This is a genomic window from Francisella philomiragia subsp. philomiragia ATCC 25015, from assembly GCF_000156715.1.
GTDB lineage: Bacteria > Pseudomonadota > Gammaproteobacteria > Francisellales > Francisellaceae > Francisella > Francisella philomiragia.
The window spans coordinates 152,378-165,173 of sequence record NZ_DS999316.1; the positions used below are offsets into that span (position 1 = coordinate 152,378).

Below are 12,796 nucleotides of genomic sequence, written 5' to 3' on the forward strand. Positions count from 1 at the left end.
GACACTTGTCGATTATGTATAAATAAAGGAGTTTAAGACATGAATAAGAGTGAATTAGTAAGTGCTATAGCTAAAGAAGCAGATGTTACTAAAGAAGTTGCTAGCAACACTCTAGATGCTACTATTGCTGCTGTAACTAAAGCTTTAAAAAATGGTGATAGCGTTACTCTAGTAGGTTTTGGAACTTTTCAAGTAAAAGAAAGAAGTGCTAGAGAAGGTAGAAACCCTAAAACTGGTGAGACGATTAAGATTGCAGCTTCTAAAGTTCCAAGCTTTAAAGCAGGTAAAGGTCTTAAAGACGCTGTAAAATAATAAAAAATTACAAAAAAAGTAATTTTTTGAAAGGCATGCTTAACGGTATGCCTTTTTTTTATCTATAATATCTATAGTTTAATAAAGCAGTAATTATTTAAGGTTGATAAAATGTTACAGTCTTTCAATGATAGGCTCAAAGGTCCATTTACCTGGATCATCATTATTTCGATAAGTTTTATATTTGTCATATCTGGTATGACATTTTTTTTCACGAATATTGGCTCAAGTAGATCTTATGTTGCAAAAGTAGGTGATAATGAGATAGGTTTACAACAGTTTCAGCAGTATGCTCAAAATGCTACAACCGAATCACAAAAGAGAGCTGTTTTAGATCAAATGATAAATCAGTATTTAATCCTTGCAGATGCTCAACGCCATAATATTGTTGTGTCTAAGTTAGCTTTACAATCCGCTATATTTACAAATCCAATGTTCTTTGATAAAGATGGTAAATTTTCTGCAGATAAACTTAAGCAAGTTGTTGAATATATTGGAGGTATGAATAGATTAGAACAGATTCTAAGTCAAAATATTCAAGCAACAATGATTCCTAAAACTATAGCAGATACAGTAATCACTACAGACTATGAAAAGAAGCAACTAGCAAGTATTTATTTGGTTAATAAGAAAATAGAGTATTTGAAGCTATCTCCAGTAGATTTTCAATCCCAGGTTAAGCCAAATCAGCAAGATTTAGAAAGTTATTATAATGCTCATAAAAATGATTATATAAATCCAGCTCAGAAAAATATTAGTTATTTCATAATTAGTAAAGAAGACTTTATGAGTAAAAATAATATCAATAATGATGAGTTACAAGAGTATTATGAAACTCACAGAGAATTATTTAAAGATTTTGATAATAATACCAAAGCATCAATTCAAAAAATAATTCAAAATAGAAGAGCTTTAGAGCAGTTTAATAATTATTCTCAAAATATTGACAGCGTGAAATTTGCTGAATTAGAAAAAACTTTAGGTAAAGCTAAAACAGCTAGCATTGTAAATAATGATGAATCAACAATATCTGCGCTTACTAATGCTCAGTTTTTTGTAGATAATGACAAATATTCAAGTATCCCATTAGCTAATAATGAGCTTCTAGTATATCAAGTAGATAAGTCTCAACAAGCAAGTCAGCAAAAACTAGCTGATGTTAAAGATAAAGTATCTAAAGCTTTTGTTGCACAAAAATCCCAACAATTAGCTATAGAAAAATCGCAAAAATTACTTGATGACTTGGTTAGCAATAAAAAAGTTAGTATTAGCTTCAAACAAGCAACCGTTGATAGTAACTCGAAATTATTTAGTAAAGAGTTTAATGATTATGTGATGTTTAATACTAATAACCAGTATAATAGCTATCAAGCAAATAATGGTGATATATATATTTATAAAGTTACTAAGGTTGAACCTCTTGATAGTAAAAATGCCAAGTTACCTAGTCAGGTATTAAATGCAACTAAGGAAGAGGAGTTAAACTTCTATTTACAAGTAGTTAAGCAAGAAGTTCCGGTTAAAGTTAATTACAAAAATATCTAAATGAATAAACTAATCTATGGTCTTGCGGGACCAACAGCATCTGGTAAAACTTCTTTATCAATATCTATTGCAAATAAAATTAATGCTGAAATAATTAGTGTTGATTCATCACTTGTCTATAAAGGTATGAATATTGGTACAGCTAAGCCAACTTTGGATGAGCAAGGTGGTATTAAACATCATTTAATAGATATAATTGAGCCAACAGAGAGCTTTTCAGTTGCTGATTTTATAACAAATGTTAATAAGATTAAAAAAGAGATTTGGAGTAGAGGAAAAGAGGTTTTACTCGTAGGTGGAACAATGCTTTATTTCAAAGGTTTGATAGAAGGCTTATCATCTTTGCCTGAATCTCAACTAGAGATAAGACAAACTTTAGAATTAGAAAGAAAAGCAAAAGGTTTACAGTATCTTCATCAGCAGTTAAATAAAATGGATCAAGAATCAGCTCAGAAAATTAATCCTAATGACCAGCAAAGAATATTTCGTGCTTTAGAAGTAATTATGCTAACTGGTAAAAAATATTCTGAGCTTGTTAAGACATCTAAAGTTGGTGGATTAGAAGAGCAATTAAAACTATGTGCTTTGGTACCTAATGATAGGTCAATTCTACATAATAATATTGAATTAAGATTTAAACAGATGCTTGATCAAGGATTTCTAGATGAAGTTCAAAGTTTACGCAAAAATCCTAAGCTTACTAAAGAAACTACAGCTATCAGAAGTGTTGGTTATCGTCAGGCATGGGAATATTTAGATGGAGACATTAGCTATGAGGAGTTTGTCAAAAAGGGAATTGTAGCTACTCGGCAACTTGCTAAGCGTCAACTTACATGGATTCGTAACTGGCAGGATGAGATTAATCTAGTTGAGGTTGAAAACCAAAATAAAGAACAACAGATTCTAGAATATTTTGATTATAAATAAAATTTGCTGATAGATATAAATCTTGTTAGAATATATCGCGAAGTTTAATTGTTAAACTTGATAAAATAATAACTATAACAAAATAATTAAAAGGAAGTGAGACAATGTCAAGAATATCATCTTTACAAGACCCGTTCTTAAACGCTCTAAGAAAAGAAAAAGTTAGCGTATCTGTATATCTAGTTAACGGGATCAAACTACAAGGTCAAGTAGAAGCTTTTGACCAATTCTGTATCGTACTTAGAAATACTGTAAATCAAATGGTTTATAAGCATGCTATTTCTACTATAGTACCAGCTAAGAGTGTAAGAATGGTCTATAGCTCTTTTAACCCGTATCATCAAAATGCAAATGATGATCAAGATGAGAATGTAGATGATATTCATTCTGATGAGCTTGAAGTTCAAGAAAATCAAGAAAACATAAACGAATAATAATCTCTATTCTTTTTTCTTTAATAATTCCATTCGGAGTAATGTAAATGGAATTTTTCGAATCTTATGAAGCAGGTAGTAAATGCTTGCTTGTAAATATAAATTTTAAATATCGCCGCGAACTAAATGCTGATTTAACTGAGCTTGAAGGTTTAGTTTTAGCAGCTGATAAAGTTGTGTTGGAAAGTTTAGATTTCAATCACCCTGAACCTGATATCAAATATTTTTGTGGTATGGGTAAAATGGAGATGATCAAAAATAAACGTGATGAGTTAGAAGCTGATCTTGTTGTGTTTAATCATCCATTAAGCCCATCTCAAGAGAGAAATATTGAGAAGTTTCTTGAGTGTAAGATTATGGATAGAACGAGGCTAATTCTTGAAATATTCTCACTTCGAGCAAAAACTCATGAAGGTAAACTTCAAGTTGAATTAGCGCAACTAAACTATCAGTCAACACGTCTAGTCAAAGGTTGGACGCACTTAGAAAGACAAAAGGGTGGTATAGGTGTACGTGGTGGACCGGGTGAAACACAGCTTGAGATCGATAGGCGTCTAATTAGACAAAGAATTAAACAAATTACTCAAAAGCTAGAAAAAGTAAAACATCATCGTGATTTAAGTAGGTCGTCACGAAAGAAAAATAATATTCCGACAATATCATTTGTTGGTTATACCAATGCTGGTAAGTCAACGTTATTTAATAAAATAACAAATGCAGATGTTTTAGCCAAAGATCAGCTCTTTGCAACACTTGATCCTACTTTGCGTAAAGTAATCGTGCCCAAGCTAGGTGAAGTTATTTTCTCAGATACAGTAGGTTTTATTAAAAATCTACCTCATGATTTGGTAGAAGCTTTTCATGCTACATTAGAGGAAGCTATAGAATCAGATCTATTAGTCCATGTCATAGATTATGCAGATGAGGATTATAAAAGTTATATTGAGCAAGTAGAAAAAGTTCTAAAAGAAATAGGTATCGCAGATAAAGAGATGATCTGTGTTTATAACAAAATCGATAAAATTGAGAATGCTTATGCTGGATTCGTTCCTATGGATGATTCAGACTCAAGTGTGGTTGGCAGAGTATATCTGTCTGCTCAGACTGGAGATGGTATTGAAGAGTTTTATCATGCGTTGGCTACATTTTTTAATAAAACATGGGTTAGTGAAACTTTAGAATTACCACCTAAATATTCAAAGGTTAGAGCTATGATGTATGAGCTTGGAGCTGTCGATGCCGAAGATGTTTCTGAAGAAGGTAACTATTTGCTTAAAATAAAAATTTCAGAAGATGATTTTGAAAGATTTAAAAGAGAATTTGATTTAGACTTAGAAGAGTTCTTCGTTAAATAGTTTCAATCTTATTTGTACTCAGGAACTTCAATTGGATCTTTAAATATTCCAGCCCCTATGAATTTAGAGATAACTGGTGTAGATGATATTTTAACTGTAATAGTCGATAAATACTTTTTGACTATTTCATCTGAAGCAGCCACAGACAAGTTAGTAAGCCCAACTTTTTGCTTTCTAGCTATTATGTCTTTTAGTCGATGTTGCCACTGATCAAAAGCAATATTATGATCTCCTTTTGCTTGATGAAGTTCGCCCGCTAATACATAAGCCTCAACAATTGCAAATATACTTCCTAGCCCCATTAGTATAGATGGACAAGCAGCAGAGTCGCCAACTAATGCAACTCTTCCTTTATGCCAAGTATCCATACGTATTTGGCTAACTTTATCAAAATAAATTTCTTCTACATCATCTAACTTATTAAGTATATCGGGAGTTTCCCAGCCAAAGTTATTGAAAGACGTTTGTAGCAACTCTTTTTTTTGCTCTAAAGTTGCTGGGAATTGTTTTACAAGGTCAGCATCTAATGTAAACATGATTAAAGTTTCATCTTGGTCTAGACACACTCTAGCTACTTGTCGTTTCTCACCAACGCTTAGAGCATAAGTATATTTCTCATAATGATCGTAACTTTTGAGAGAAAGAGCAGCTACATACTTATCTAAATCATATTCTTGATATTCTGATTTATCAAAAGCGATGTTGCGTATATGAGAGTGTAAGCCATCAGCACCTATAACTAAATCAAAGTCTTCTTTAGTTCCATTACTAAGATGAGCAGTTATAGTCTTATCTTTTTCTTCTATTTTTTCGATAGATGTACCAAACCTAATATCTATACCTTCGCAGGCTTTATAAATGGTCTCTGCAATATCTCCGCGTTTCACACTTAGAAATTCATCATAATTATCAGTAATCAGTGAAGAAATATTAACTTTAGAAGATCTTCTACCATTTTCATCAAAACAGTGAATGTTTTTGATTTGATATGACTTTGCTTTAAGTTGCTCAAAAAGTCCCATCTTTTTCATTATTTCACAAGCTGTACCCCAAAAGTCTACTAAATATCCACCAGCTCTGAATTCTGGAGCTTTTTCAAAAAGAGTAGGTTGAAATCCATACTCTCTTAACCACCATGCTAAAGTTGTACCTGCTATACCAGTACCATTGATTGCAATTTTTTTCATTTTCATATCCCTAAGAAACGTATCTCTAATATAGATTTTAGAGTTATATTGATAGTTATTCAATACAGCTTTACTGTGCATTTAGCATTTATTTGTAGATAGTGCAAAAAATATAGGAAAATTTATATATAATAGTTATGGTAAAAAATATTTAACGTTATTTTGAATTAAAAATTATAGGAATAATTACTTATGATAAAAAGGCTAAAACAGAAGTGGTTTTGGAGTAAAAACTCTGAGCAAGGACCACCAGATTTAGAAGAAATGATTAAAAAGTTCTTTGGCAAAAAGTCAAAAAAGAACGATGATGATAATGAGAGTATTTATTCAAAAAATGCTAATAAAAATAAACCAATGTTTGAAAAACCTCCTGTAGCTAAAATTGCGTCTATAGTTATAGCATTACTGATAGTTGCGTGGGTTGGTTTTGGTTTTTATGTAGTACAACCAGCTGAGCAAGCTGCTGTACTTAGATTGGGTAAATTCTCTAAAATGGTAGAGCCTGGTCTACACTGGCATCCTATTGGTATCGATAAGGTATACAAGGAGAATGTCCAAGAGCTTAAAACTACATCGTTAAAACGTGATATGCTTACATCTGAAGAGAATATTGTCCATATTTCCTTTACAGTTCAGTATCGTATTGTAGACTTAGAAAAATACTTATTTGCAAATGTTAATACAACACAGTTATTGCAACAAGCTCTAGAAAGTGCAGTTAGACAGGTTGTTGGTGAAAATAAACTAGAGCAGATATTAACTACTAATAGAGCTGTGATTACGCAACAAGTTCGTAAAGAGATGGAAGCACTGTTACAGTCTTACAATACTGGTATATATATTAGTGAAGTAATCATGCAGCCAGCTCAGGCTCCAGAAGCTGTTAAGAGTGCATTTGATGATGTAATCAAAGCTCGTGAAGATCGCGAAAGGGAGCAAAATGAAGCCGAAGCTTATGCTAACAGAGTTGTACCAGTTGCTCAAGGTAAAGCTCAAAGAATTGTTGATCAAGCAAATGCTTATAAGCAAAAAGTAGTTTTAGAAGCACAAGGTGAAGTTGCTCAGTTTGAACAGTTATTGCCTATATACAAAAAATCTCCTGATATAGTTATGAACCAAATGTATTTTAATACTATCTCTAATGTACTACAGCACAATAAGATCTTCTTGATAGATGGTGATGGTGCAAAAAATATTTTTTATGGTTTAGATAATGCTCAAAAGCAAGCATTATTACCAAACGCTCAAGGAGGTAACTAAGATGAGTAAATTTTTAAAAATATTCTTAGTACTTGTAATAGTTATATCTGTTGTGGTGTTAAGTACTAAATTTATTGTTAAGCAAGGATCAGAGGCCGTTATCTTAAGACTAGGTGAGCTAGTAAAAGATAAAAATGGTAAAGCAGTTGAGTATGAACCTGGCTTACATGTTAAGATTCCATTTGTTGATACAGTTAAAACTTATGATATGCGTAATAGAGTATTAGAAGCAGATTCAGCTCGTGTGGTGACTAAAGAGCAAAAAGATGTTTTGATTAACGCGTATGTGGTGTGGAAGATAAGTAATAACAATATTTCAACATTCTATACGAGTACAAGTGGAAGTGTAGAGCGAGCGGAAACTCTATTGAAACAATTCTTAGAATCTTCTTTAAGAGCTGAGGTTGGTAATAATGATATTCAAAGCTTGATTAATAATAATCGTGATAAGTTAATGATTGCTTTGACAAATAGTGTCCAAAAGCAAGCTAAACAGATCGGTGTTGATGTCATAGATGTAAGAGTTAAGCAGATTGATCTACCAGATACTGTTACAGATTCTATCTATCAAAGAATGAGATCTTCACGTCAGAAAGTTGCTGCCTCAATTAGAGCAGAAGGTAAACAGTTAGCTGAAAAAATTAATGCAGCAGCAGATGCTAAAGTTACTGTAACAATGGCAGAAGCTGAGAAAGAATCTAAGATTATAAGAGCAGAGGCTGATGCAAAAGCTGCTAAAATTTTCACAGAAGCTTACTCAAAATCTGTTCCATTATATGAATTCTTAAAGAGTATGAACTCTTATAAAGAAAGCTTTAATGGAAAAAATGAAGTTGTATTTATGCTAAAACCAGATAGTAAGTTTTTCCAAGGTTTTAAATTAGAGCCAGATAGTAAGCTTGCTGAAGATATGAAGGAAGCAAAATAAAAATGACTAAAGTGAAAGTGCTTTTTGTGTGCAAAGGCAATATTTGTAGATCACCAACAGCTCATGGGGTTTTTAGAGATATTGTTAAGAAAAATGCTTTAGAAAATCATATCCATGTTGCATCGTGTGGCACAAGTTCACGTATGTGGGGACATGAAGGACATGGAGCTGATTTACGCTCTGTGGAAATGGCTAAAAAATATGATTGTGATCTTTCAGATCAAGTTTCTCAGCAATTAGAAGAGTCTGATTTTGTAGAGTATGATTATATTGTTGCGATGGATCAAGAAAATATTGATACAATGAGAGAAATGTTTCCAAAGGCAAACTTTTCGAAAGTATCAAGGATGTTACAGTATGCTCCTACCATTGAGCTAACTGATGTTCCAGATCCATATTATGAAAGTAATTTTGAAAAGGTCTTTTTGATGATAGACACAGCTTGTCACGGACTTTTCGAAAAAATAAAATTAGAGTACAAATTATGAATTACACTAAAGCAAAATATATAATGGGTGCAGCAAAAGTTTCTCAACTTCCTGAAGATACAGGAGTAGAGGTTGCTTTCGCTGGACGCTCAAATGCGGGTAAATCAAGTGCGCTTAATACTCTTACAGACCAAAAAGGTCTTGCTAGAGTGAGTAAGACTCCAGGTAGAACGCAATTAATTAACTTATTTGACTTAGGGGATAATAAGAGATTGGTTGACTTACCTGGTTATGGTTATGCAAAAGTTTCTGAAGCTATCAAAAAACAATGGCAAAGTGAGATGGAGAACTATTTGACAACTCGTAAATGTCTTGGTGGTATAGTACTTTTGGTAGATTCTCGCCATGAGTTAAAAGAGTTCGATTCTTTGATGATTGAAATGGCAATATCTTTTGATTTAGATTTACATATTCTTTTAACAAAAGCAGATAAATTAAATAATAAAGAAAGAGCGCAAGCAAATAAAATGATAGAAAGTTTTTTAAAAACTTTTATCCGTACAGATAAGATTTCATATCAGTTATTTTCTTCACTAAGTAAAATGGGCTTAGATAAGTTAAAAGAAAAACTTGATATATGGTATCAGTAATATTCAAAATATTCTTTTCATATATACTATTATCAATAGTTACATAATTAATTAAAATAGCCTATATAGAATATTCAATTCTAAGTTAAAATACTTTAGTATAAAGTAGATCTAAAATCTTTTATAAAATATGAGGTAATTCTAAAGAATGTATAAAATATTAAACTTTTACACCAAAGAAGAAGTTTCTACAGATAGTTTTGTGTTTGCTGGGGAGAATGAGCCTTGGGAAATTCAGATGGATATTGATGAGATTAGTAAAAAAATTAACAAAGACTATTTTACTCAAGCATCACCATGTTTATCTAAATATATACCATTTATGCCGATAAAAGATCCATCTAGTTTTGTATCTTTAAGAGAAGCAGCTACACCATTGCTTAAGAGTAAAATAATAGGTAAAGAGTTAGGAATTAATCTATATTTTAAGGTTGAGGGTAAAAATCCTACAGGTTCATTTAAAGATAGAGGATCTGCAGTTGATATAACAGTTGCAAAAGAGCTTGGAGCTAAGGGTATTGTGCTAGCATCTACTGGTAACATGGCGGCTTCATGTGCTTGTTATGCAGCAGCAGCTAAAATGCCTTGTTTTATTATTGTTCCAGAAGGTGTTGCAGCTTCTAAATTAGCTCAAGTTATGTCTTATGGTGGTAAAATAGTTCAAGTTAAAGGTAGTTATAATGAAGCTGCAAAATTAGCTTATGATATTGCAAAATCAAAAGATTTCTTTTTGGCTGGAGATTATGCATTTAGAGTTGAGGGTCAAAAGACAGCAGCATTTGAACTTATAGATCAGTTATTATTCCAAGTGCCAGATGAGGTTATAATACCTATAGGCTGTGGTACAAATATGACTGCTTATTATAAAGGTTTTTGTGAGTATAAAGAGTTAGGTTTTATTAATTCTTTGCCTAAACTTACTGGTGTTCAGTCTACTGAAGCAGATACATTAGCTAGAGCATATCAAAAGAATCAAAATAGAATTGAGCCTCTAAAAACAGCTAATACAATTGCAACGGCAATAGCTGTACCATATCCTATTGATGGTGATAAGGCTATAGATGCTATATATAGTACTGGTGGAGAGTCTACTGCAGTTACAGATATGAAAATGTTAGAGGCTCAATATTTGCTATCTACTAAAGAAGGGCTGTTTGTGGAACTGGCATCAGCGTCAACTATTGCACATTTACTCAAAAAATATGAAGAAGGTAAACTTCAAAAAGGAAGTACAGTAGTATGTGTACTATCCGGTGAAGGTCTAAAAGATCCTGCGGTAGTTCTGAAATCTGCTATTCAGCCACCGATTATATATCCTGCAGAGGCTGATTTTGACAGACTTTATAATAGTCATTTCTTTGATAATAAGACAATGTTATTCATAGAGCAAAATGAAGTAATATTTGATCAAGTTCCAACTCTTGAGGAAGTTAAAAAAACTCTTGGCAAATTGTTCGGAGCAAATTATGATCAGAATTTCTTAGCTAAGGTTAGAGAGCTGATTGAGAGATTCTTAGTCAAGGGTAAATCAATTAATGTCTCTGATATACAAGATATTATCCAAGATGCTACTGAGATGGCAGATGCCATTAGTAAAGATATATTAGATGTACAGTCATTTAAGGTAAATGTAGAGCTAGATCAAAAATCTGTAGCCGAAGTTACTGTCAAGGTTGCAGATCAGTTATACTTTGCATCAAGTTCTGGTGTTGGGCCTGTAGATGCTGTTTTAAATGCTTTATGTAAAGCTTGCCCGAGTGATATTAGCTATAAGCTAACTGACTATAAAGTGAAAATACGTGGACAAGGTGCTGATGCTGTTGTTTATGTAGAGATGAGCTTAGAAAAAGAAGGTATTAAAAGTATTGGTAAAGCAGTTTCTCCAGATATAATCCAAGCATCTGTAGAAGCATTTATAGATGCATACAATATTGCGTATGCATAAGTTTTTATTAAAGGTGGAACGTTATGACAAAAGTGTTGAATAAATATAGTAGAAGATTAACAGAAGATAAGTCTCAAGGTGCCTCTCAAGCGATGCTATATGGTACAGGTATGAATGACAATGATATGCACAAGCCACAAATAGGTATTGCTAGTGTATGGTATGAAGGAAATACTTGTAATATGCATCTAAATCAGCTTGCACAGTTTGTCAAAAATAGTGTTGAAAAAGAGAAACTCAAAGGTATGAGATTTAATACTATTGGGGTTAGTGATGGTATTTCTATGGGTACTGATGGTATGAGCTACTCATTACAGTCTAGAGATCTTATTGCAGATTCTATTGAGACTGTAATGTCAGCACATTGGTATGATGGATTAGTGTCTATACCTGGTTGTGATAAGAATATGCCAGGATGTATGATGGCTTTAGGTAGACTTAATAGACCAGGATTTGTGATCTACGGAGGTACTATCCAAGCAGGTGTAATGCGTGGCAAGCCTATTGATATCGTTACAGCTTTCCAAAGTTATGGAGCATGTCTATCTGGACAGATTTCAGAGCAGGAGCGTCAAGAGACTATCAAAAAAGCATGTCCAGGTGCTGGGGCATGTGGTGGTATGTATACTGCAAATACTATGGCATGTGCTATAGAAGCTTTAGGTATGAGTTTGCCATTTAGCTCATCAACACCAGCAACTTCTGTTGAGAAAGTACAAGAATGTGACAAAGCTGGAGAGACAATTAAAAACTTATTAGAACTTGATATCAAGCCAAGAGATATTATGACTCGCAAAGCTTTTGAAAATGCTATGGTGCTTATCACAGTTATGGGAGGCTCTACTAATGCAGTGCTTCATCTATTGGCTATGGCAAGTTCAGTAGATGTTGATTTAAATATTGACGATTTCCAAGAAATAGCTAATAAAACACCAGTTCTAGCAGACTTTAAGCCTAGTGGTAAATATGTGATGGCTGATTTGCATGCTATAGGTGGAACTCCAGCAGTGATGAAAATGCTATTAAAAGCTGGTATGTTGCATGGTGATTGTTTGACTGTAACAGGTAAGACTTTAGCAGAAAACCTTGAGAGTGTTGCTGATCTTCCAGAAGATAATACAATCATACATAAGTTAGACAATCCTATTAAAAAAACTGGTCATTTACAAATATTAAAAGGTAATGTTGCACCAGAAGGGTCTGTGGCTAAGATTACAGGTAAGGAAGGCGAGCTTTTTGAGGGAGTTGCTAATGTTTTTGATTCAGAAGAAAAAATGGTCGCTGCAGTAGAAGAAGGAAAAGTTAAAAAAGGCGATGTAATAGTTATTCGTTATGAAGGTCCTAAGGGTGGTCCTGGTATGCCAGAGATGCTTAAACCAACATCACTCATAATGGGTGCTGGCTTAGGTCAAGATGTCGCTTTAATCACAGATGGTCGTTTTTCGGGTGGTTCGCATGGTTTTATTGTAGGGCATATAGCTCCAGAAGCATACGAGGGCGGTATGTTAGCATTACTAGAAAATGGCGATAAAATTACTATCGATGCTATCAATAACGTTATAAATGTAGACTTATCAGATCAAGAGATTGCTCAAAGAAAAGCTAAGTGGCAAGCACCTAAGCAAAAGGCAACTAGAGGAACTCTTAAGAAATATATAAAAACAGTTTCATCTGCTTCAACAGGTTGTGTTACAGATTTAGATTAAAATTTTGTAAAAAAACTACTAAATATACTTTTTCTATTTAAAAATTTCAAGTCCATGTTTATAATGATCTAACATTTAGGGTATTAATAGTATTTCTAAATGATGTTAAGTGTTAAAAT

12 protein-coding genes are annotated in these 12,796 nt (G+C 32.9%); 11 read left to right on the top strand and 1 reads right to left on the bottom strand.

The features are described from left to right. Positions 1-39: 39 nt before the first annotated feature. The 5 genes from FTPG_RS06100 (at position 40) to hflX (ending at position 4,573) form a co-directional block, all read left to right on the top strand. Positions 40-312, top strand: coding sequence for an HU family DNA-binding protein (locus FTPG_RS06100; RefSeq protein WP_004287553.1), 273 nt, complete (start codon positions 40-42; stop codon positions 310-312). 111 nt (positions 313-423) lie between these two features. Continuing rightward, the gene (locus FTPG_RS06105) at positions 424-1,857 is read left to right on the top strand and encodes a SurA N-terminal domain-containing protein (protein ID WP_004287554.1); all 1,434 of its coding nucleotides are present in this window, start codon (positions 424-426) and stop codon (positions 1,855-1,857) included. Then, entirely contained in the window at positions 1,858-2,784 is a 927-nt protein-coding gene (gene miaA / locus FTPG_RS06110) for a tRNA (adenosine(37)-N6)-dimethylallyltransferase MiaA (RefSeq protein WP_004287555.1), read from the top strand. 104 nt (positions 2,785-2,888) lie between these two features. Then, positions 2,889-3,218 carry an RNA chaperone Hfq gene (gene hfq / locus FTPG_RS06115; protein WP_004287556.1) on the top strand — a complete coding sequence of 110 codons (330 nt, stop codon included), beginning with the start codon at positions 2,889-2,891 and terminating at the stop codon, positions 3,216-3,218. Between the two features lie 47 nt (positions 3,219-3,265). Next, positions 3,266-4,573, top strand: coding sequence for a GTPase HflX (gene hflX / locus FTPG_RS06120; RefSeq protein WP_004287557.1), 1,308 nt, complete (start codon positions 3,266-3,268; stop codon positions 4,571-4,573). An 8-nt stretch (positions 4,574-4,581) separates the two neighbouring features. On the opposite strand, the gene FTPG_RS06125 is transcribed toward hflX, so the two are convergent. After that, on the bottom strand, positions 4,582-5,760 hold the full coding sequence (locus tag FTPG_RS06125) for an FAD-binding domain (protein WP_004287558.1): 1,179 nt from the start codon (positions 5,758-5,760) through the stop codon (positions 4,582-4,584). Between the two features lie 192 nt (positions 5,761-5,952). Here FTPG_RS06125 and hflK point away from each other — a divergent pair, with 192 nt between their 5' ends. The 6 genes from hflK to ilvD all read left to right on the top strand — a co-directional run bounded on the left by hflK (position 5,953) and on the right by ilvD (position 12,677). After that, positions 5,953-7,020, top strand: a complete 1,068-nt coding sequence (hflK, locus tag FTPG_RS06130; RefSeq protein WP_004287559.1) for an FtsH protease activity modulator HflK — start codon at positions 5,953-5,955, stop codon at positions 7,018-7,020. A 1-nt stretch (position 7,021) separates the two neighbouring features. Further along, entirely contained in the window at positions 7,022-7,948 is a 927-nt protein-coding gene (hflC, locus tag FTPG_RS06135) for a protease modulator HflC (RefSeq protein ID WP_004287560.1), read from the top strand. Between the two features lie 2 nt (positions 7,949-7,950). Next, a complete protein-coding gene (locus tag FTPG_RS06140; protein ID WP_004287561.1) occupies positions 7,951-8,436 on the top strand; it encodes a low molecular weight protein-tyrosine-phosphatase in 486 nt (161 codons plus the stop codon). After that, the gene (yihA, locus tag FTPG_RS06145) at positions 8,433-9,026 is read left to right on the top strand and encodes a ribosome biogenesis GTP-binding protein YihA/YsxC (RefSeq protein ID WP_004287562.1); all 594 of its coding nucleotides are present in this window, start codon (positions 8,433-8,435) and stop codon (positions 9,024-9,026) included. Before FTPG_RS06140 ends, yihA begins: the two co-directional genes overlap by 4 nt. 148 nt (positions 9,027-9,174) lie before the next feature. Further along, on the top strand, positions 9,175-10,971 hold the full coding sequence (gene thrC, locus FTPG_RS09975) for a threonine synthase (protein WP_004287563.1): 1,797 nt from the start codon (positions 9,175-9,177) through the stop codon (positions 10,969-10,971). 23 nt (positions 10,972-10,994) lie between these two features. Further along, the gene (gene ilvD, locus FTPG_RS06155; RefSeq protein ID WP_035722533.1) at positions 10,995-12,677 is read left to right on the top strand and encodes a dihydroxy-acid dehydratase; all 1,683 of its coding nucleotides are present in this window, start codon (positions 10,995-10,997) and stop codon (positions 12,675-12,677) included. Positions 12,678-12,796: the final 119 nt, after the last annotated feature.

What these genes read in the sequence shown, in the direction of transcription:
- FTPG_RS06140 (WP_004287561.1), top strand. Translation starts at nt 7,951, where the DNA reads ATGACTAAAGTGAAAGTGCTTTTTGTGTGCAAAGGCAATATTTGTAGA.
- hflC (WP_004287560.1), top strand. Translation starts at nt 7,022, where the DNA reads ATGAGTAAATTTTTAAAAATATTCTTAGTACTTGTAATAGTTATATCT.
- yihA (WP_004287562.1), top strand. Translation starts at nt 8,433, where the DNA reads ATGAATTACACTAAAGCAAAATATATAATGGGTGCAGCAAAAGTTTCT.
- hflK (WP_004287559.1), top strand. Translation starts at nt 5,953, where the DNA reads ATGATAAAAAGGCTAAAACAGAAGTGGTTTTGGAGTAAAAACTCTGAG.
- FTPG_RS06125 (WP_004287558.1), bottom strand. Translation starts at nt 5,760, where the DNA reads ATGAAAAAAATTGCAATCAATGGTACTGGTATAGCAGGTACAACTTTA.
- hflX (WP_004287557.1), top strand. Translation starts at nt 3,266, where the DNA reads ATGGAATTTTTCGAATCTTATGAAGCAGGTAGTAAATGCTTGCTTGTA.
- ilvD (WP_035722533.1), top strand. Translation starts at nt 10,995, where the DNA reads ATGACAAAAGTGTTGAATAAATATAGTAGAAGATTAACAGAAGATAAG.
- FTPG_RS06100 (WP_004287553.1), top strand. Translation starts at nt 40, where the DNA reads ATGAATAAGAGTGAATTAGTAAGTGCTATAGCTAAAGAAGCAGATGTT.
- hfq (WP_004287556.1), top strand. Translation starts at nt 2,889, where the DNA reads ATGTCAAGAATATCATCTTTACAAGACCCGTTCTTAAACGCTCTAAGA.
- miaA (WP_004287555.1), top strand. Translation starts at nt 1,858, where the DNA reads ATGAATAAACTAATCTATGGTCTTGCGGGACCAACAGCATCTGGTAAA.
- FTPG_RS06105 (WP_004287554.1), top strand. Translation starts at nt 424, where the DNA reads ATGTTACAGTCTTTCAATGATAGGCTCAAAGGTCCATTTACCTGGATC.
- thrC (WP_004287563.1), top strand. Translation starts at nt 9,175, where the DNA reads ATGTATAAAATATTAAACTTTTACACCAAAGAAGAAGTTTCTACAGAT.